Annotated in this window: 20 protein-coding genes; 11 read left to right on the top strand and 9 right to left on the bottom strand. The window is 49.0% G+C overall.

The window, feature by feature from the left end; all coding sequences use genetic code 11:
• The first annotated feature begins 13 nt into the window (after positions 1-13).
• Positions 14-604: a uracil-DNA glycosylase family protein gene (locus E2I14_RS02130; RefSeq protein WP_133324952.1), complete on the top strand. Its 591-nt coding sequence runs from the start codon at positions 14-16 to the stop codon at positions 602-604.
• Positions 605-654: 50 nt separating this feature from the next.
• On the opposite strand, the gene E2I14_RS02135 is transcribed toward E2I14_RS02130, so the two are convergent.
• Entirely contained in the window at positions 655-1158 is a 504-nt protein-coding gene (locus E2I14_RS02135; protein WP_165967725.1) for a peroxiredoxin family protein, read from the bottom strand.
• A gap of 185 nt (positions 1159-1343) precedes the next feature.
• Between E2I14_RS02135 and E2I14_RS02140 the strand changes: the two genes are divergently transcribed.
• Complete coding sequence (locus tag E2I14_RS02140; RefSeq protein WP_133324956.1) at positions 1344-1853, top strand: nuclear transport factor 2 family protein; 510 nt, start codon at positions 1344-1346, stop codon at positions 1851-1853.
• A 22-nt stretch (positions 1854-1875) separates the two neighbouring features.
• Here the strand turns inward: E2I14_RS02140 and E2I14_RS19245 are convergent, their stop codons facing one another.
• From E2I14_RS19245 to chrA, 8 genes are all read right to left on the bottom strand, one after another.
• Entirely contained in the window at positions 1876-2028 is a 153-nt protein-coding gene (locus tag E2I14_RS19245; RefSeq protein WP_165967726.1) for a hypothetical protein, read from the bottom strand.
• A 126-nt stretch (positions 2029-2154) separates the two neighbouring features.
• Positions 2155-3636, bottom strand: coding sequence for an efflux transporter outer membrane subunit (locus E2I14_RS02145; protein WP_165967727.1), 1482 nt, complete (start codon positions 3634-3636; stop codon positions 2155-2157).
• Positions 3633-4745, bottom strand: coding sequence for an ABC transporter permease (locus tag E2I14_RS02150; RefSeq protein WP_133324960.1), 1113 nt, complete (start codon positions 4743-4745; stop codon positions 3633-3635). The genes E2I14_RS02145 and E2I14_RS02150 overlap by 4 nt, the downstream gene beginning before the upstream one ends.
• Before the next feature lie 39 nt (positions 4746-4784).
• Positions 4785-5921 (bottom strand): ABC transporter permease, encoded by a 1137-nt coding sequence (locus E2I14_RS02155; protein ID WP_133324961.1) that lies wholly within the window; start codon positions 5919-5921, stop codon positions 4785-4787.
• Positions 5918-7720, bottom strand: coding sequence for an ATP-binding cassette domain-containing protein (locus E2I14_RS02160; protein ID WP_133324963.1), 1803 nt, complete (start codon positions 7718-7720; stop codon positions 5918-5920). The genes E2I14_RS02155 and E2I14_RS02160 overlap by 4 nt, the downstream gene beginning before the upstream one ends.
• A complete protein-coding gene (hlyD, locus tag E2I14_RS02165) occupies positions 7717-8700 on the bottom strand; it encodes a secretion protein HlyD (RefSeq protein ID WP_133324965.1) in 984 nt (327 codons plus the stop codon). Before hlyD ends, E2I14_RS02160 begins: the two co-directional genes overlap by 4 nt.
• A gap of 111 nt (positions 8701-8811) precedes the next feature.
• Positions 8812-9399, bottom strand: a complete 588-nt coding sequence (locus E2I14_RS02170; protein ID WP_133324967.1) for a TetR/AcrR family transcriptional regulator — start codon at positions 9397-9399, stop codon at positions 8812-8814.
• Between the two features lie 111 nt (positions 9400-9510).
• Positions 9511-10890: a chromate efflux transporter gene (chrA, locus tag E2I14_RS02175; protein WP_133324969.1), complete on the bottom strand. Its 1380-nt coding sequence runs from the start codon at positions 10888-10890 to the stop codon at positions 9511-9513.
• Between the two features lie 246 nt (positions 10891-11136).
• On the opposite strand from chrA, the gene E2I14_RS02180 reads away from it, so the two are divergent.
• From E2I14_RS02180 to bamC, 9 genes are all read left to right on the top strand, one after another.
• Positions 11137-12012: an alpha/beta fold hydrolase gene (locus tag E2I14_RS02180; RefSeq protein ID WP_206105562.1), complete on the top strand. Its 876-nt coding sequence runs from the start codon at positions 11137-11139 to the stop codon at positions 12010-12012.
• A gap of 129 nt (positions 12013-12141) precedes the next feature.
• A complete protein-coding gene (locus tag E2I14_RS02185; RefSeq protein WP_133324973.1) occupies positions 12142-12975 on the top strand; it encodes a 3',5'-nucleoside bisphosphate phosphatase in 834 nt (277 codons plus the stop codon).
• Between the two features lie 125 nt (positions 12976-13100).
• Positions 13101-13979 (top strand): protease HtpX, encoded by an 879-nt coding sequence (gene htpX, locus E2I14_RS02190; protein WP_133324975.1) that lies wholly within the window; start codon positions 13101-13103, stop codon positions 13977-13979.
• A gap of 137 nt (positions 13980-14116) precedes the next feature.
• On the top strand, positions 14117-14740 hold the full coding sequence (locus tag E2I14_RS02195; RefSeq protein ID WP_133324977.1) for an L-threonylcarbamoyladenylate synthase: 624 nt from the start codon (positions 14117-14119) through the stop codon (positions 14738-14740).
• 69 nt (positions 14741-14809) lie between these two features.
• The gene (locus tag E2I14_RS02200) at positions 14810-15469 is read left to right on the top strand and encodes a site-2 protease family protein (protein WP_133324979.1); all 660 of its coding nucleotides are present in this window, start codon (positions 14810-14812) and stop codon (positions 15467-15469) included.
• 12 nt (positions 15470-15481) lie between these two features.
• Complete coding sequence (locus E2I14_RS02205; RefSeq protein ID WP_133324981.1) at positions 15482-16684, top strand: tryptophan--tRNA ligase; 1203 nt, start codon at positions 15482-15484, stop codon at positions 16682-16684.
• Positions 16685-16696: 12 nt separating this feature from the next.
• Positions 16697-17287, top strand: coding sequence for a class I SAM-dependent methyltransferase (locus E2I14_RS02210; protein ID WP_133324983.1), 591 nt, complete (start codon positions 16697-16699; stop codon positions 17285-17287).
• 160 nt (positions 17288-17447) lie between these two features.
• The gene (dapA, locus tag E2I14_RS02215; RefSeq protein ID WP_133325720.1) at positions 17448-18329 is read left to right on the top strand and encodes a 4-hydroxy-tetrahydrodipicolinate synthase; all 882 of its coding nucleotides are present in this window, start codon (positions 17448-17450) and stop codon (positions 18327-18329) included.
• 105 nt (positions 18330-18434) lie between these two features.
• A complete protein-coding gene (bamC, locus tag E2I14_RS02220) occupies positions 18435-19586 on the top strand; it encodes an outer membrane protein assembly factor BamC (RefSeq protein WP_133324985.1) in 1152 nt (383 codons plus the stop codon).
• Positions 19587-19611: the final 25 nt, after the last annotated feature.

Genomic DNA, 19611 nt, shown 5'->3' on the forward strand with positions numbered 1-19611 from the left:
TGGGAACAAAGCCATGGCAACTCAAGCACTTTCAGCGCTGTTAAAAGAAGTACGCGCTTGTACCCTTTGCCAAGAACATTTGCCGCACGGCCCCAGACCGATTGTGCAAATCAATCGTAGCGCTAAAATTTTAATTGCCGGTCAAGCTCCTGGTAACAAGGTGCATCAAAGCGGCGTGCCGTTTGATGACGCCAGCGGAGATCGATTGCGGGATTGGATGGGAATTGGCAAGGAGACTTTTTATGATGACACGCAGATCGCCTTGTTGCCTATGGGTTTTTGTTTTCCGGGCAGCGCAAAATCGGGCGATCTAGCACCACGTAAAGAATGCGCTCCGCAATGGCGAAACCGCTTATTAGCGCATTTACCCAATATCGAATTGACTTTGGTAATCGGCCAATACGCGCTGGCGTGGCATTTACCAGATAGCGCCAATACGAGTGTCACGGGGCATGTGCTGGACTGGCAAAAAAACTGGCCTACCGTTTTGCCGTTGCCACACCCAAGTCCTAGAAACGCTATTTGGCTAAAGCAAAATCCGTGGTTTAGCACCGATGTTCTACCTGCCTTGAAAGCGCAAATTCAACACATCTTAAAAAAATAGATCAAACGACGGTGAGTGCATTTGATCTATAAAAACTGCCTTTTATTTTGCTAGAGCGATAACCACAAATTGTCCCAATCGTCGGGTTGGAATTTGCCCTCGCGTTTAAATTTTAATTGGGCCTTGTGATCCAACACGAAGTGAGTTGGCTGGGTTGCCACGACGCCAAAATTATCCTTGTGTCCCGGCGCATTGCGCCACACGGTCGGAAAGCGTTGATCTTTAGGATAGGCGTGCGTCGTTATTTCGTTGTACTCGTCCAAATCCTTTTTATTGGAATCCAGATTGACGCCCAATAACATAAATTTATTCTTTACATTGCGCACATAGAATTCGCGCATGAGCTTCAAATCGTCGCTGCACAGCGCGCAGTCAAAGGTAAAAAAGCTGACCAACACCGTCATTCCCGCAAAATCATTGAGATTGAGCTTTTTGCCATAAATATCGGTGCCATCGAGCGTGTAGGTGGTGGGTGGCTTTTGTGCTAACGATAAGCCCGACGACAGCATTAATCCGGACGCCAACACCGATTGGATAAAGTCTCTGCGTAACATAAGTGCTTCCTTTGTGATGTCTGATAATGATTTGCACTCATTTTGCGGAGTGTTGATCACGGGGCGCTGTTCGATCTGATTTAGCATAGGACAAAATTTAACCATTTTTCCGATTTATTTTGATATTTGCTTTGCCCGCAGGCAATTGAATTATGATGTTGGTTTTTAATAATTGGGTGATTGTCATGAAACAACTAATCTTGATCTGTGGTTTCTTATTTTCATTTATGTCAGCACAAGCGCAAACAGCGACTGGCGCAGCCATTTCTGACGCGGCTTTGCGCCAACAAGTAACGCAATTTTTAGACGAATGGCACGACGATGCGGCGCATGCGAATCCGCGCTATTTTGACAAGATCGCGCTGCATGGCGTCTATATCGGTACCGACAAATCCGAGCGTTGGGAGCGCGAAGCGTTTCGGGCTTGGGCTAAGCCGTATTTTGATGCCAAGAAGGCGTGGGAATTTCATGCGATTAAGCGCAACATCGCTTTTTCTGACGATAAAAGCATTATCTGGTTTGACGAGCAGCTCAACACGCAGATGGGGATTTGCCAAGCATCGGGCGTCATTAGCGTGACCCCAACGGGTTTGCAAATTCAGCACTACCAGTTGTCATTAACTGTTCCTAATGATTTGCTTGATTCAATACAAAAGCAGATTAGTGAGTTTGATGCCAAGCATCCTGTTAAATAAACGTTGGCTAGCCGTCTCTTTATCAATGCGGCTTGCTGGGAATCTCCGATTTGGGCGGAATTGGTGCTGGTGAGGTGGTGGTGGCGCGACCAAAGAATGCGGTGAGCGCAAAACCGAGCATAGAAATAATGACTAAAGCGGTCAGTACGATACGCCAACGCGGATTCTTACGCATACTTGCCTCGCAATCAAAGTGAGCTGGATTTAGCTTAGGTTGATTTGCGAGGCTTTTCAAGCGCTTGCACGCGCAGCTCGGCAATCTTTCTTTACTTCTGCATCGCCTGAATTGTTACGGCAGAGCTTATTTCAGACGAATGCTGGCGGACTCTGGTGCGCCGACTACACCGCCGCCCAATGCCTTATACAGCGCCGTTAAATTTTCCCCTAACGCTTGTTGAGAAGTTAGCTCGGTATCGTGCAGTTGCGCTAGTTGTAGGCGCGCTTGCAGCACGTTAGCGTAGTTGGTATCACCTAATTGGTAGCGCTTTTCTGCATAGCCAAATTGTTGTTGCTGCGCGGAGTAGGCGGCTCGGATTTGGCCTAATCGTTGTTGCTCACGCTGGTAGCGGATTAGCGCGGATTCGGTGTCGGCAAACGCCGCTAAAACCGCTTGGCGGTAGTTGGCGATAGCGGCGTCGCGTGCGGCTTCTTTGCTGCTGACTTGGGCGGATAAGCGCCCACCGTTCAATAATGGAATCGAAAGTTGCGGCCCAAGGCTCCAATAGCGACTGGCTAAATCGGTTAATTTGCCCGGTGTAATGGTGTCCAATCCCAGATTGCCAACCAGATTGATTTGCGGATATTGTGCCGCGACTGCCACGCCGATATCTGCCGTTGCCGCCGCCAATTGGCGTTCGGCGCTGCGCAAATCGGGGCGGCGTAATAACAAGTCGGACGGTACGCCAATCGAGTTAATTGTTGTGGCATCAATGGAGTCAGATTTGGCAGAACTCAAGATCGAACTCACTTGTTCTTGCTGCTGATTTACCAAAACGCTTAGCGATAGCAAGGTCGAGGTAGCCGCCGACTTGAGCGGTGAAATCATTGCCTCGGTATTGTGTACGGCAACCTGCGCGTCCATCAAATCACTGTTGGACAACAATCCAGCTTTTTGTTGGATCGTCGCTATTTCAAGCAATTGTTTGCTATCAGCCAGCATCGCTTCGGCGTTTTTCACCCGCGCTTGATATGTGCGGTAATCAATCACATTGCGCACGACTTCGGCAGCGATACGTAAGCTCAAATCTTGACGTTGTAATTCAATGCTAGCAACCCGCGCTTTACCGGCTTCCACACTACGCGCGGTCGCGCCAAATAGATCTAATTCCCACGAGGCGTCTAAACCGACGCGGTAATCCGTAAAACCAATTTTAGGATTGGGAAAAGGGATGTTGGCAAAGTTTTCGCTATTTTTGCTGAACTGATCTCGCCCGATGCGTCCGTCTGCATTGATCTGCGGTTGGTAACTGCTATCTATCATCGTCAGTTGCGCGCGCGCTTGCTTGATGCTGGCATCGGCGCTCGCTAAATCTAGATTGCGTGCTAAAGCGAGTTCCACCAATTGGGTAATTGCTGCATCGTTCCAAGTCTGCCACCAACGGTCATTGATGGCAGGTGCTGTAGCGAGATTGCTGCCTTCAATTTGATTAAATTGTGTCGGCACGCTGCCGTGCAAATCGGGCTGCTGATAGTTTGGGCCAACCGCGCAGCCAGTTAAACACAGTAGCCCAAGGATCGCTAATTGCAATGGTGTTTTAGTTGGTTTGAATGATGACAATCTCATTGTCCGCTCCTGCGAATAAACATGGTGTAGGCCAACGATAACGTCACCGCGGCAATTAATAACAAGGGCCACAGTTGCGGCCATGTCTGTTGGAAGGTGTAACCTTTTAAGAAAATACCTTTGATTGCCACAATGGCGTGGCTGAGTGGATTGATCGCGCCTATCACCTGTAAAAACGGCGGCATGTTTTCAATCGGGGCAGTAAAGCCTGACAACATCACGGCGGGCGCCATAAAGCCAAACACGCCTAAAAACGCCTGCTGCTGACTAGAGCACATAGCCGAAATCAATAAGCCAAATCCGGCGAGCGATAGCCCGTAGAAAAACAACGATAAATACAAAAGCCAAACCGAGCCAGAAAAAGGAATTCGGTACACAAAGATGGCGGCCAACACGATCACCGTTCCTTGCATCAGCGCCACTAAAATTCCCGGTACCATTTTTCCCACCATGATGTAGGCCGGCGTTAGCGGTGAGACCAATAATTGCTCAAAGGTGCCTTCTTCACGTTCCCGCGCGAGCGACAATGCGGTGACGGTTAAGCAGCCGATGGTGGTGATGATGCAGATCAACGAGGGCAGCACAAACCAGCGGTATTCCAGATTGGGATTGTATAAATTTTCGACATTGATTTGCGCCGGTATCGCTTGCAATTGCGTTTGCGAGCTTTGTTCTAGCGCGTATTGCTGCACGATTTGTTGGGCATAACCGAAAGCGATTTGCGCGCTGTTTGAACGGCGACCGTCGATAATGGCTTGTATTAAGGTTGGCTGTCCGTTGGTCATTTGGCGCGAAAAATCCTGCGGGAAACGCAAAGCGAGTAGGGCTTTTTTATCGTCGATCACTTCTTTAAGTTGCGCTTCGCTAGTGACCATAATTACGGTCGGAAAAGCTTTAGCTGCCGACAGGCGTTGAATTAATTCAATAGAGGCCGCGCCACCATCTTCGTTGTAGACAGCGAGCGTGCTGTTTTTCACTTCCAAGGTCGCCGCGAACGGGAAAATCAGGAGCTGCAAAATTACCGGCATGATCAACATGCGTATGCTTTGCGTGGTGCTAAAGAGCGCCTGCAATTCTTTTCTGATTAAAATTAAGATGGAATACCACATGGCTTACTTTCTAACTTATTTTTAGGTTGCTTTTCTGGTTTAGTCGTCTAGTCGGCGGGCTGTTTTGATGGCTGTTAAGCCTAACCAAAACAAAGCAGAAACCAATAAGAAAAAAGAATTTAATAAAATAACCGGCCAAATATCGCCCGCTAAAAACAAGGTCTGTAACGCGCCCACAAAATAGCGTGCCGGAACTAAATAACTAATCGCCTGCACCGCATCGGGCATGCTCGAAATTTCAAAGATAAAACCGGACAACATCGTCGCAGGTAAAAATGCCGCGAGTAACGCGAACTGTGCTGCGATGAATTGATTGCGTGTCACCGTCGATAAAAATAACCCCAGTCCCAAACCGCTGCCTAAAAATAAGCTACTGACGATAAACAAGACCCAGAACGAGCCGCGAAATGGAATATCCATCAGCGTAGTGGCGACTAAGACACAAAGCGACATGGCGACCATGCCAAGTAAGTAGTACGGAATAATTTTTGACAGTAGCAATTCGCTGCGCGTGACCGAAGTGGACAGCAAGGCTTCCATCGTGCCGCGCTCCCATTCACGCGCCACTACCAACGAAGTGAGCAAGGCACCGATGACCGTCATAATCACCGAGATGGAACCGGGAACCAAAAAATTACGGCTGACCGTGGTTGGATTAAACCAGTAACGCGGCTCCAAGGTGGTCAATGCAATTGTTGCTAGGCCTTGATCGTTGCTGCGCTGATTAATCCAAACTTGCAAACTGCCTTGCAGATAGCTGGATAAAAAATTGGCCGTATTCGGCTCCGCGCCATCGGTCAGTAATTGCATGGCGGCGGGGCCTTGATGTTGGCGCACTTTGGCGGAGAAATCTGAGTTTACAATTAGCACGCCGCGCACCACGCCGTTTTGCAATTGCGTTTGCATGTCAGCGCGCGAATTGCTGTGGTGGACTTCTATATAAGGCGAGCCGCCTAATACATCAACAAAGCGCTGCGCTTCCGCGCCATTGTCTTGCATTACGACGCCTAGCTTGACTTTGTTGGTGTCAAGATTGATACCGTAGCCAAAAATAAACAGCAAAATCACCGGCAAAATAAAGGCGATCAAAATACTGCTTGGGTCGCGCACGATTTGATAGCTTTCTTTGCGACATAAAGCCCAAAGGTGGCGCGGGTTGATATTGAGGATGCTCATGCGTTGGCTCTCACCGAGGGTAGTTTTTGTTCGCGTTCTTGATCGTCTTTTTCAACCAAGCGGATAAAGGTTTCTTCCATGGTGATATTGGTTTCGCTAGGTAAGGTCGCCATTTCTTTCAGCTCGTCCGGCGTTCCCGCCGCGATCGTGCGGCCGCGATAAATCAAACCAATACGATCGCAGTATTCGGCCTCATCCATAAAGTGAGTGGTGACCATCACGGTGACGCCTTTTTCAACCAATCCATTGATATGGGTCCAAAATTCACGCCGCGTGATTGGATCGACGCCAGAAGTCGGTTCATCTAAAAACAAAATCGGTGGCTGGTGCATGATGGCGCAAGACAACGCCAAGCGCTGTTTAAAACCCAGCGGAAGCGTGTTGGCTTGGGTATCGAGATATGGCTCCAGATTAAATACCCGCACCATGTCATTCACCATGTCGCGTTGCTTGTCGCCGCGCAAGCCATAAATGCCCGAGAAAAAATGCAAATTTTGCGCGACGCTTAAATTGCCATACAGCGCGAATTTTTGCGCCATATAACCCAATTGGGCGCGCGCTTTACTAGCGCTTTTTTTCAAATCGATACCCATGACTTTGGCGCTGCCACTGCTTGGGCGTAAAAGACCGCACATCATTTTGAAGGTGGTGGATTTGCCCGCGCCATTTGGCCCAAGCAAGCCAAAAATCTCGCCGCGCTTGACGCGGAAATTGACATGGTCGGTCGCCACAAAGTCGCCGAAAACGCGGGTCAATTCGGTCGCTTCAATTACCGCATTTTGATCAATTGAGGGATCAAGTCGCGCTTGGGGCATGTGGTCAGCTAGGACCGAATCGCCTCCGGGGCCGCCGCCTAAAATGTCGATAAAGGCGTCTTCTAAACAAGGATTAACGTCCACGAAATGCGCTGTGGCACCAGCCCCTAAACTAGCTAAATCCGGCAATTGCCCCGCGGTTTTTAAGACTAGCCGCAACGAATGTCCTTGAATAACGCCGTCGATCACACAAGGTGAGCGCAGGGCGGTTTTGAGAATGGCGCGTTTGTTACCTTGCATCTCGCGCAGTTGTACGCTGCGACCTTTCATGCTGTTGATGAGCGTGCTGGGCGGGCCGTTGTATTCCACTCGTCCTTCGTTCATCAGCAATACTTCGCTGCATAATTCGGCTTCGTCTAAATACGACGTACTCCAAATCACGGTCATGCCGCCGGTGGCCAATTGGCCGACCATCTTCCACAGCTCACGGCGCGAAATTGGATCAACGCCCACGCTGGGTTCATCGAGCAGCAGGACTTTGGGCTTGCCTAACAAGGTGCAGGCTAACCCGAGTTTTTGTTTCATCCCGCCTGAGAGTTTGCCAGCAGGGCGGTCGATGAAACGCGCTAAGTCGGTGAATTCGAGTAATTGCTTAAAGCTGGCTTGGCGTTGTTGGCCGTATAAATCGCACAGTTCAGCATACAAATCTAAATTTTCTTGTACCGTTAAATCTTCGTATAGGCCAAATTTTTGCGGCATGTATCCGAGCTGCGGGCGCAGCGTATTGGCTTGGGCAATTGGGTCGAGTTGTTCGACTCGAATCTGGCCGCTGGTCGCTTTAAGCAGCCCTGCCAGCAGTCGAATAATCGTGGTTTTACCTGCACCATCGGGGCCAACGATGCCGGTGATTTTGCCGCGCTTAATCGTTGTGTTGATATCACGTAGCGCCACTTTGCCATCAAATTGATGCTGCAAATTGGTGATGGTAATCGCGCTGTCGTCGCTATTGTTAGCAATCGGCTGTGCGCTCGCTAAGGCTGTCATGAGGCGCTTTTTGAAATTTTGACGGTAACTGGCATGCCTTGGCGTAATTGCTGGTCGGGCTTGTCAATGATGATGCGCAGGCGATAGACCAAGGCAGTGCGTAAATCAGCGGTTTCAACATTCTTAGGAGTGAATTCCGATGTGGGTGATACGAAGCCTACCGTGCCGCTGTAAGGCTTTTTGCGTGAATCGGTATAGACGTTGACTTTGGTACCCGGAGCTACTTTGCCTAAATCGGTTTCAGCCACATAAGCGCGCACCCAAACTGGTTCAGTCAGCGACAAGGTAAATACGCTGCTGCCAGCACCGAGCATTGTGCCCGGTTCGACAGCGCGGGTGAGAATAATGCCGTTGGATGGCGCAATTAAAACGGTGTCGGCCAATTGCAATTGCACATTGTTGACTTGTGCACTGGCGCGTTCGAGATTGGCTTTTACTTCGGCTACTTCTTCTTTGCGAAAACCGGTACTCAACGCTAAATATTGCTGGCGAGCGGCATCGACTTGGGCGCTGGTTTGGTCGAAGTTAGATTGCGCGTCGTCCAAGGCACGTTGTGACGCTGCGCCAGTGCCGGTTAATTGCTGCTGGCGTTTGAGAAATTGCTGCGCATTGACTTGCGCGGCAATGCGGGTATCGAGATTGGCTTTGGCTTGTTTAATATCTTCTTTGCGGTAGCCCTTGGTGTAGAGATTGTGATGAGCTTCTAACGCCGCTTGATTGGCTTTGGCATCGACCAAACTAATTTGATAGGGCGCATCATCGAGTTGGCCCAACACATCGCCGGCTTTGACTTGCGCGCCTTCGTCCACGTTGAGCGACTTTAAGCGACCCGCGACCCGAAACGATAAATTGACTTGGCGAATATCGACATTGCCCGACAGCGTTACTTCGGACGTTTGATGTCGTTGCTCATAGATATACCCAGCCGCCGCGATCAGGGCGATAACGGCAACGGCTATCAGTATTTTTGTCTTGTTCATAGTGCGCAATCCTGTCGTAAAGAATAAGGCAGTTTAGTGAAATAAAAACAGTTTGATTTGGCTTTAATCAAGCTTTCTGGATTCTGAGTTTGTCGTCAAAACCAGTCCGATTTATTCGTCGCTAGTTTTGGCATCCATATACGATTGAATGGTCGGGCCGATGTAGCGAATAATTTCTTCGTGCGTCATGGCCACGATGGGCGGCAACTGAATGATGTAGCGGCACAGCGCCAAGCCGATAAATTGCGACGCGATTAACCCAGCGCATTGGCGCGGATTTTGTTGATGTTTGATTTTGGCAATGCCCGACAGAATTTGCGTCGCGAAAATGGTTCGGGCGCGCTCAGCCGCGTGTTCGTTCGCAGCGGCGCAGCGCAGCAAGACTTGGTATACATCTTTGGTGGGGCTCGATTCCCATTGGTATAAAAAGTGTTTGGTCAGCGCTTCGCCTTTTTTTTCTGGTGGGATCTCGTCGAGGTTGGGCAGAACAACTTCCACGCTGACGGAATCGGCAAACAACGCTTCTTTGCTGCCAAAGTAGCGAATCACCAAGGCGGCATCGATGCCGGCGAGTTGAGCAATTTCGCGCACGGTGGTGCGATCAAAACCCGATTTGGCAAATAATTGCTGAGCGGCTGACAAAATGGCAGCGCGGGTTTCATCGGAGCGTTTTTGCTGTAGGGACATAAATTCGGCCATTAAAAATTTCTATGCGGAACTTTATCAACGCTTGTTGAAAAAGTCAACGAACGTTGATGAAATAATTGCTGGTCGAATAAGTGATTGAATTTATTGAGGTTTTAGCGATTTTTAGTGAAAATAATGCATGAACTGGGAATAGACTAAGCCCAAAATAGCGCATTCAACAATCACGGTAGTGACTTTTTGTTTAAAGAAAAATAATGCCAAGAACGCGATGAACGCCACGCTGCAAGCCGCCCAGTCAATATGTTCGGCAAGTCCATGTGGATATAAAACGTGATAGGCAAAAAACAGCGTCAAATTCAAAATAACGCCCACGATTGCCGCCGTGATTGCGGTCAATGGAGCGGTAAAGCTGATTTCGTTGTGGGTCGATTCAATCAGTGGCCCCGCCGCAAAAATGAATAAAAACGAGGGCAAAAAAGTGAACCACGTGACCAAGCAGGCCGCTAACGCGCCGCCAACAAACAGCAATTCAGGCCCACAAACCGCCTTGGTATAGCCGCCAACAAAACCCACAAACGCGACCACCATAATCAGCGGGCCAGGTGTCGTTTCTCCTAATGCCAAGCCATCCATCATTTGCGGCGTTGAAAGCCAACCGTAATGACCGACCGCGCCTTGCACCACATAAGGCAACACTGCGTAAGCTCCGCCAAAAGTTAGAAATGCCGCCTTGGTGAAAAACCAGCCCATTTGCGTCAGCGGGCTATTCCAACCGTGGGAATAGGTTAACGCCGCCATCGGCAATATCCATAAGACAGCGCAGGCCGCGACGACTTTGATGAGCTTGGTCCAGCGGAACAGCGCGTGCTGCGGTGTTGGGCTGTGATCATCAATAATCGCTGGAGCCGCGTTGGCGTTGAGCGTTGTTTTGTGTGGTGCGGATTGGAAACTCGTCGGTGCAAATTTGCCGCCGAATATGCCGATGATGCCCGCGCTGGCAACAATCAATGGAAACGGCAGATCAAACGCGGCTAAGCCAGTAAAGGACAAAATACCTATCGCCCAAAGGTAACGATTCTTGAGCGTTTTAGAACCTATGCGATGAGCTGCTTGCAAAACAATCGCCGTTACCGCCGGTTTAATCCCGTAAAACAGTCCTGCAATAAGCGTGCTTTCGCCATAGGTGATGTAGATCCACGATAAGCCAATCAAGATAAATAACGAGGGCAGAACAAACAAAACGCCAGCGACGATTCCTCCCCAGGTTTTATGCATAAGCCAGCCTAAATAGGTGGCCAACTGTTGAGCTTCTGGGCCGGGTAACAGCATGCAAAAATTGAGCGCATGGAGAAAACGGCGCTCTGAAATCCAGCGGCGCTGCTCCACCAATTCCTGATGCATGATAGAGATTTGTCCCGCTGGACCGCCAAAACTGATGAATCCTAGTTTTAGCCAAAACAAACACGCATCCCAAAAAGGAATGGCTACTACGGAATTATTCGAGGCGTTACGGTCTACAGCCGTGCTTGTTTCTGTGGTCATATCAACCTAGTGTGAAAAATAGTGGCGCGTGGTGCGAGATACGTTTGCGTTAATTATATTTCCAAATGGAAAGCACAAATCGCCAAAAACCAGCAAAAGTCAGCGAAACTCGATAAGTTCAACAATCGATATCAGCGAAGTTGTTAACCTGTGATCGGGCTGTTGAGGTGGGTTGCGCCCACTGCTCGGGTATAATTCGGCACCAATTAGCACGACCATGCTCTTTTTAACGTTATTGACATTTTTATGAAAAACTCGACTTCCGACTTCATCCAAATCCGCGATCATCGCTATCACTGCCGCCATTGGGGCAACCCTGAGGCTCCAAAGTTATTCATGCTGCACGGTTGGATGGATGTAGGCGCCTCGTTTCAATTTGTGGTGGATGCTTTAAAACAAGATTGGCATGTCATCGCGCCCGATTTACGCGGCTTTGGTTTAACGACTGGCCCTAAAACGGATTCGTACTGGTTTCCTGATTACTTGGCCGATCTTGACGCGATTTTGCATCATTACAGCCCCGATGCGCCGATCAATTTAATCGGTCACAGCATGGGCGGTAACGTGGTGGGAATTTATGCCGGAATTCGCCCTGAGCGCATTGCCAAATTAATTATCTTGGAAGGTTTTGGCTTGCCGGTCACCCAGCCGAACCAAGCGCCAAAGCGTTATAAAAAATGGTTGGATGAATTACGCCAAAAGCCGGAGATGCGCACCTACCGTAGCGCTGCCGAAGTCGCTCAGCGCTTACAAAAAACTAATCCGCGCTTATCCGATGAACGCGCCGCTTTTTTAGCGCAACACTGGGCGCGTGAAAACGACCTAGGTCAGTGGGAGATTTTGGGCGATCCAGCGCATAAGATGTCCAGTCCTATTCTGTATCGCGTCGAAGAAGTCATGGCGTGCTGGGAGCAAATTAGTGCGCCGGTGTTGTGGGTCGAAGCCGATCAAACCGAGATTTTTGCTTTGCTCGGCGGTAAAGAAGTTGCTCGCCCAGAGGCGGATCGCCGTTTAACCTATTTTAAGCAAGTCCGCAAAGAAGTGGTCAGCGCGGCGGGACATATGCTGCATCACGATCAGCCTGTCGTGTTAGCCGGATTAATTGAAGAATTTCTGGGCTAATCTTGGGTGCTCATAACGAGTTGGTCGAATTGCATTCTAAATTGCTTTAGTTCAACTTAGTTCAACATAAGTGGAAGCGGAGTACAATGTTGGTCAGACTTTTACAGAATTTATTGGCTTCATTTCACTATGTTAAACATTGATTTACATTGCCATTCGACCGTTTCCGATGGCTTGCTCGCTCCCGCCGAAGTCGCTGCACGCGCCAGTGCCAACGGGGTGGACGTATGGGCGCTGACCGACCATGACGAAGTAGGTGGAATGGCCGAAGCCCGCGCCGCCGCCAAAGCGCTGGGAATGCGCCATGTCACCGGAGTCGAAATTTCGATCACCTGGGCCGCCAAAACCATACATATCGTCGGTTTGCAAGTCGATGAAACAAATCCAACCTTAATTCAAGGTTTGCACGACACGCGCAATGGGCGTGAAAAACGGGCGCGCGAGATCAGCGCCTTATTGGCGGACGTTGGTATTCCGAATGCCTTCGAGGGCGCGCTGACTTATGTCGGTAATCCTGAGTTAATTTCCCGCACCCATTTCGCCCGCTTCTTGGTCGAAACCGGCGTATGCAAGGACGTAAAACACGTTTTTGAAAACTATTTAGTCGAAGGCAAGCCCGGTTACATCCCGCATCGCTGGGCCAGTTTAGAACAGTCAGTGAGTTGGATACGCGCGGCCGGTGGACTCGCCGTTGTCGCTCATCCCGGTCGCTACGATTTAACGCCCATGCAAATGTCGGCATTTTTAGATGAATTCAAACAATTCGGCGGGCAGGGCATTGAAGTGGTCACCGGCAGCCACACGCCGGATCAGTTCGATGAATATGCCAAAGTAGCCCAAAGCTATGGCTTGCTGGCTTCACGCGGGTCGGATTTTCATGGTCCGGGCGAATCCCGAATTGACTTAGGCGCATTGCCGCCGCTCCCCGACAATTTAAAACCGGTTTGGCATGATTGGTTTTAAGTCCGCTTGCCGGCAACGCGATCAGCCCCGTGTTGTGTAAAACCTAAACTTTATCTTGAATTTATTGAAATTCACCCCATTTAGCGCTCTATTTAGTTGATTCAGTGTCCTTGGAGAGTAATTCTATGAAGCGTATTTTTCTATTTATAGCCACCAACTTGGCGGTCATGGTAGTGATGTCCGTAGTGCTGTCATTGCTCGGAGTTAATCGCTTTTTGACTGCAAATGGGCTTAATTTAGGGATGTTAATGGTGTTTTCGCTGGTGGTAGGCTTTACCGGCGCGATTTTTTCCTTACTCATTAGTAAGCCGATGGCCAAATGGTCAACCGGCGCACAAGTGATTCAAGCGCCATCCAATAGCACCGAATTATGGCTGGTCAATACCGTTAAAATGCTGTCCGAGCGCGCAGGTATCGGCATGCCAGAAGTGGCGATTTATCAAGGCGCGCCCAATGCGTTTGCGACCGGTGCGTTTAAAGATTCGGCTCTGGTGGCAGTGTCAACCGGTTTGTTAGAAAACATGACCCGCGAGGAAGTCGAAGCGGTCTTAGGTCACGAAGTGGCGCACGTTGCCAACGGCGACATGATCACGATGACATTGATTCAGGGCGTGGTGAATACCTTCGTCGTATTTTTAGCGCGTGTGGTTGGCTATGCGGTTGACCAAGCGTTTTTCAAAAAGAATGATGATGATCGTCCCGGTATCGGCTATATGCTGACCGTGCTAGTGTGCGAAATTCTGTTCGGATTTGCCGCCTCGATTATTGTTTGCTGGTTCTCGCGCCAACGTGAATTCCGCGCTGACGCTGGTTCGGCCAAGTTGTTGGGCAATGGTCAGCCGATGATTAATGCCTTGTCGCGCTTGGGTGGTTTGGTGCCGGGCGAATTGCCAAAATCCATGGCCGCATCAGGAATCAGCGATAAAGCGGGTATCGCTGAATTATTTTCTACCCATCCACCGATGGAACAGCGGATTGCCGCTTTGCGTAATGCTGGAAAATAAATCTCGTTCGACTAAATTGACATTAGTTAATCCACATTAAATCTAGCTAAGTTAAATACGAACAAACTCACTTTAATCCCCTAACTACTTGATGACTAAGCCCGATTCAGTCCACTTGGGCATAGTCGTTAATCCATATGAGCCAATATTTTTACCTTCACCCCGATAACCCGCAAAGCCGCTTAATCAAACAGGCGTGCCAGATTATTCATGCCGGCGGGATAGTTGCCGTGCCAACCGATTCTTGCTATGCCTTGGTGTGTCATTTGGATGATAAGGACGCCGTGCAACGCTTGCGTCGCATTCGTGAAGTCGATGAAAAACATCATTTAACTTTGCTGTGCCGCGATTTAAGTGAAATCGCCACCTACGCCAAAGTGGATAATCGCCAATATCGCTTATTGAAAGCAGCCACGCCTGGGCCTTATACCTTTATCTTGGAAGCGACCAAAGAAGTCCCGCGCCGTTTATCCCATCCTTCGCGCAAAACCATAGGTTTGCGTGTGCCGGAACATAAAATCATTCATGAATTGCTAACCGAATTAGGCCAGCCTTTGCTAGGTACTACCCTAATTTTGCCCAATCACGAGCAACCGTTAAATGAGCCGGAAGAAATCCGTGATGCTCTTGAACGTCAAATTGAGCTAATCATCGACGGCGGCGCATGCAGCCTCGAGCCTACCACGGTGATTGATCTGACGGGCGCGGAAACCCAGCTTATCCGCCAAGGCCGCGGCGACGTCAGTATTTTTGGCCTATGAGCCTATTCTGAACGATGAATAACCATACAAATAACAAGTCTATTAGTTGCTCTGGTAGAATTCGGCTCTATGAATGAATTAATCCAAACTTTGGCGGTGTTCGCCATTCCGGTGGTCTTAGCGATCACTTTGCACGAAGCTGCACACGCGTATGCGGCCAAATATTACGGTGACGATACGGCTTATTCGCGCGGGCGCATGAGCTTAAACCCGGCTCGGCACATCGATCCCGTTGGTACTTTGCTTATTCCAGTGGTCTTGTATTTAATGACCGGTGGTAGTTTTGTGTTTGGCTACGCCAAGCCAGTGCCGATTGATTTCAGTCGCCTGCGTAACCCAAAACGTGACATGGCGTGGGTTGCATTGGCGGGGCCAGCGTCGAATTTTTTCATGGCGCTAGCTTGGATGATCGGTGCTTACGTGCTCGCCATTACGCAAGTCACAGAACCCTTTCTCCTGCGCATGACGGAAGCGGGAATTGTGTCTAATTTAGTGATGTTTGCGTTGAATTTATTTCCGATGTTGCCGCTCGACGGTGGACGTATTTTGACTAGTCTGCTGCCGATGAAACAAGCCATCCAGTTTTCAAAAATTGAACCCTACGGTTTTTTTATTGTGTTAGGTTTGATGTGGTTGAAATTGTTTAATTACTGGTTAATTCCAGTGATGTTTTTAACAGAAAAATCATTGCATCTCATTCTTTCACCTCTGCAGTTTCTCATTAAGTGATCAAAAAAATCCATGTATCCTGAACGCGTTGTTTCTGGTATGCGCCCCACTGGCGCAATGCATTTAGGGCACTACCACGGTGCTTTAAAAAACTGGATCAAAATGCAGGCTGAAATGCCTTGCTTGTTCTTCGTCGCCGATTGGCATGCGCTCACCACGCACTACGACGATCCTAGCAATATCGAAAAAAACACTTGGGACATGCTCGTCGATTGGCTAGCCGCTGGCGTTGATCCGTCCCAAGCGACGTTATTTATCCAATCCAAAGTGCCCGAGCACGCCGAATTACATTTGTTATTGTCGATGGCAACTCCGCTCGGTTGGTTGGAGCGCGTCCCAACCTACAAAGACCAACAAGAAAAGCTGCAAGATCGTGATCTGGCGACTTACGGTTTTCTCGGCTATCCCCTGCTGCAAGCGGCCGATGTCCTGATTTACCGCGCCAGCCAAGTGCCGGTAGGTGACGATCAAGTGCCGCATTTGGAATTGATGCGCGAAGTGGCGCGTCGCTTTAATCATCTGTACGGCAAAGAAAAAGGCTTTGAAGAGAATGCGCTGGAAGCCGTCAAAAAACTCGGCAGCAAGCGGGCCAAGTTATATGTCGAGTTGCGTAACGAATTCCAAGAAAAAGGCTTAGTCGAATCGCTTGAGCAAGCCCACGCGCTGCTCAATGACGCGCAAAATTTAAGCATGATCGACCGCGAGCGCTTATTTGGTTATTTAGAAGGCAGCCGCAAGCTGATCTTGGTCGAGCCACAAGTCAAATTAACTGTCGCATCGCGCTTGCCGGGTGTCGATGGACAAAAAATGTCCAAGAGTTACGGCAACGCGATTTCACTGCGTGAAGATAAAGAAGTCGTCACCAAAAAAATTCGCACCATGGTGACTGACCCAGCCCGCATTCGGCGCACCGACGTGGGCGACCCCGAACGTTGCCCCGTTTGGCAATTACACCAGGTGTATTCCGATCCAGCCACCAAGCTCTGGGTGCAAAAAGGCTGCAAAAGCGCTGGAATCGGCTGTCTTGATTGTAAGCAGCCAGTCATCGACGCCATTATTAAAGAGCAAGAACCCATGCACGAGCGGGCGCAACAATATTTGGATGACCCAAGTTTGGTGCGCGCCATCGCCGCCGATGGTTGCGATCAAGCCCGCAAGTTGGCCCAAGAAACCATGCGCGACGTGCGCGAGGCCATGGGAATTAGCTATACCTAATTTGATACTTACATGACTCATTCTGTCTCAGACGAACTCCACACCGAGCCCGCATTGCCGCCCGCATCGCACTGGCTGAAACGGTATATTCACCTCATTCCCAAAGGCGAAGTGCTGGATCTGGCCAGCGGAGCAGGGCGCAATTGTCCGGCTATTTTGGCTAACGGGAACCAAGTATTAGCGCTGGATCGTGATCCAGTATTGCTGGCTAAAGCAGCTAAATTAGGCGTGTCAACGCTGTGTCACGATTTGGAAGCAAAAGAATCTGTCTGGCCATTTGCGGACCAGCGTTTTTCAGGGATTGTGATTTGCAATTATCTATATCGCCCCTTGTTTCCGCATATTTTGGCCAGTCTTGCGCCGGAAGGCGTGTTAATTATCGAGACCTTCGCCCAAGGCAATGAACGATTTGGCAAACCGACCAACCCCGACTTTTTGTTGGCGCCCAATGAATTGCTCGGTTTGCTGGTCTTGGTTCCTAATCAAACCTTTAACGTCATTGCCTACGAAGGTGGTTTTGTCGATCAGCCCAAACAGGCGGTCGTGCAGCGAATTTGTATTAAGAAAAGCGCTTCGGCAGATGTTGCATTGCCGACGCCATAAAGTGTGTTCTAAAGCCCGGATTTGAGCTTCACAATATCTCTCGTTTGCTGCACTAATTTATGCCAGTTAGATAACTTGTTTTATTTTAGTAAAAGTTAGCGTGTTGAACTTCTATCCGATACAATCGACGTTTTATATTTTTTGATGCTTTATCATGACGATGATTACGGGAAGCTTAGTTGCAATTGTTACACCGATGCATGCAGATGGTAGTTTGGATATTCCGGGCTTACGCAAGTTAATAGATTGGCATATTAGCGAAGGCACCGACGGTATCGTAATCGCCGGCACAACGGGCGAATCCTCCACGGTGACGGTCGAAGAACACAAAGAATTAATTCGCCTGACTGTAGAACACACCAATAAGCGCATTCCTATCATCGCCGGTTCAGGCGGTAACTCCACTCAAGAAGCCATTACCTTAACAAGCTACGCCAAAGAAGTTGGCGCTGATGCGTCCTTACAGGTTGTGCCGTACTACAATCGCCCAACGCAAGAAGGCATGTATCAGCATTTCAAAAAGATTGCTGAGTCGGTCGATTTGCCGGTTATTTTGTACAACGTGCCAAGTCGCACCGTAGCCGATATGTCGAACGAGACCATCGCACGTTTAGCGCATATTCCGAATATCGTTGGCGTCAAAGAAGCAAGCGGCAACATCGGTCGCGATATCGAATTGTTGGGCATGGTTCCAGCCGATTTCGCCGTCTATTCAGGCGATGATTTGTCGGCGATGGCGTTGATGTTATGCGGCGGTAAGGGCGATATTTCGGTTACAGCCAACGTTGCTCCGCGTGCGATGCACGAGCTGTGTCAAGCGGCGATGCGCGGCGATATTGCTAAAGCCAAAGAGATAAATCAGGCATTAATTCCTTTACATCAAAAATTGTTTCTTGAGCCTAACCCGGTTCCAGTAAAATGGGCCTTAAACGCAATGGGCTTGATTCCAAGTGGCATTCGCTTGCCATTGGTTGAATTGTCGGCGCAGTATCACGAAAGTCTTGGCAGCGCGTTACGCGATGCCGGATTGCTGCACAAATAAATAATAGCGATTTGTAGAACTTGATATAGCAGTTGTAGCGCGTTTTTACGTTGGTGTCGGCCTTAGCCATGCACTGAAGAATTTTAACTTTGAGTTTGTACCTAAATGACTATTCGCAATAATTCACTGACTAAATTAATCCCTTTGCTGACTGTTGTGGCAATTGCAGGTTGCAGCACTGCTGGCAGCTTGTTCACACCAGATAAGATTGATTACAAAAGCGCGAGTGAAAAGAAAGTTGAGCCAAAACTGGATGTTCCTCCAGATTTGAGCCAGATATCCCGTGATAATCGCTATTCAATTCCAGAAAATGGTTCGACAGGACCCTTAACTGCTTCAGGCTTTAACGCCTCCCGAACAGCCGGCGCAGCCAATATACCTGCAGCGGTAACGTCAACGAGTGTGGCGCTAAATTCATGGCAAAACATGCACATCGAACGTGACGGTTCGCAGCGTTGGTTAGTCGTGCCGCAAAATGCTGACGTGTTATTTCCAAAAATTAAAGACTTCTGGCAAGAAAATGGTTTCTTGATTAATGAAGAAACTCCAGCCGCTGGCGTAATGGAAACCGATTGGGCGGAAAACCGCGCCAAGATTCCGCAAGATTTTTTGCGTAAAACAATCGGCTATGTGTTTGATTCGCTGTATTCAACTGGTGAGCGCGATAAATTCCGCACCCGTTTAGAGCGTCGCGAAGATGGTTCGACCGAAGTCTACATCAGCCACCGTGGTGTTGAAGAAGTCTTGACCGGTAGTGACAAGACTGGTTCAACATGGGCAGCGCGTCCTAACGATCCAGGTCTAGAAGTCGCGTTCCTGTCGCGTTTAATGGTGCGTTTAGGTGCTACTGAAGAAAAGGCTAAGGAAATTGTTGCCGGCACTGTCGTTCTGCCTGTTAAAGCCAAATTTGTTAAAGTTGGCTCAACTGCCTCGATCGATGTGGAAGAAAGTTTTGATCGCGCTTGGCGTCGGGTTGGTTTGGCGTTGGATCGGGTGAACTTTACTGTTGAAGATCGCGATCGCGCTCAAGGAATTTATTTCGTGCGTTATATTGATCAAGACAGCGCATCAAGCAGTCAAGGATTCTTCGCTAAGATATTCTCTAGCGACAAAGAAAAAGATACTAAGCGCTATCGTATCTTGGTCAAAGGTGAGCAAAACTTAACTCATGTGACGATTCAAAATAACGATGGCACACCAGAGAATTCAACCGCTTCTGAGAAGATTTTGAATTTGTTGTTGGAGCAGTTGAAGTAATTTTTAACTGACATGAAATATAAAA

Source organism: Sapientia aquatica (genome assembly GCF_004358105.1).
Taxonomy (GTDB): Bacteria; Pseudomonadota; Gammaproteobacteria; order Burkholderiales; family Burkholderiaceae_D; genus Solimicrobium; species Solimicrobium aquaticum.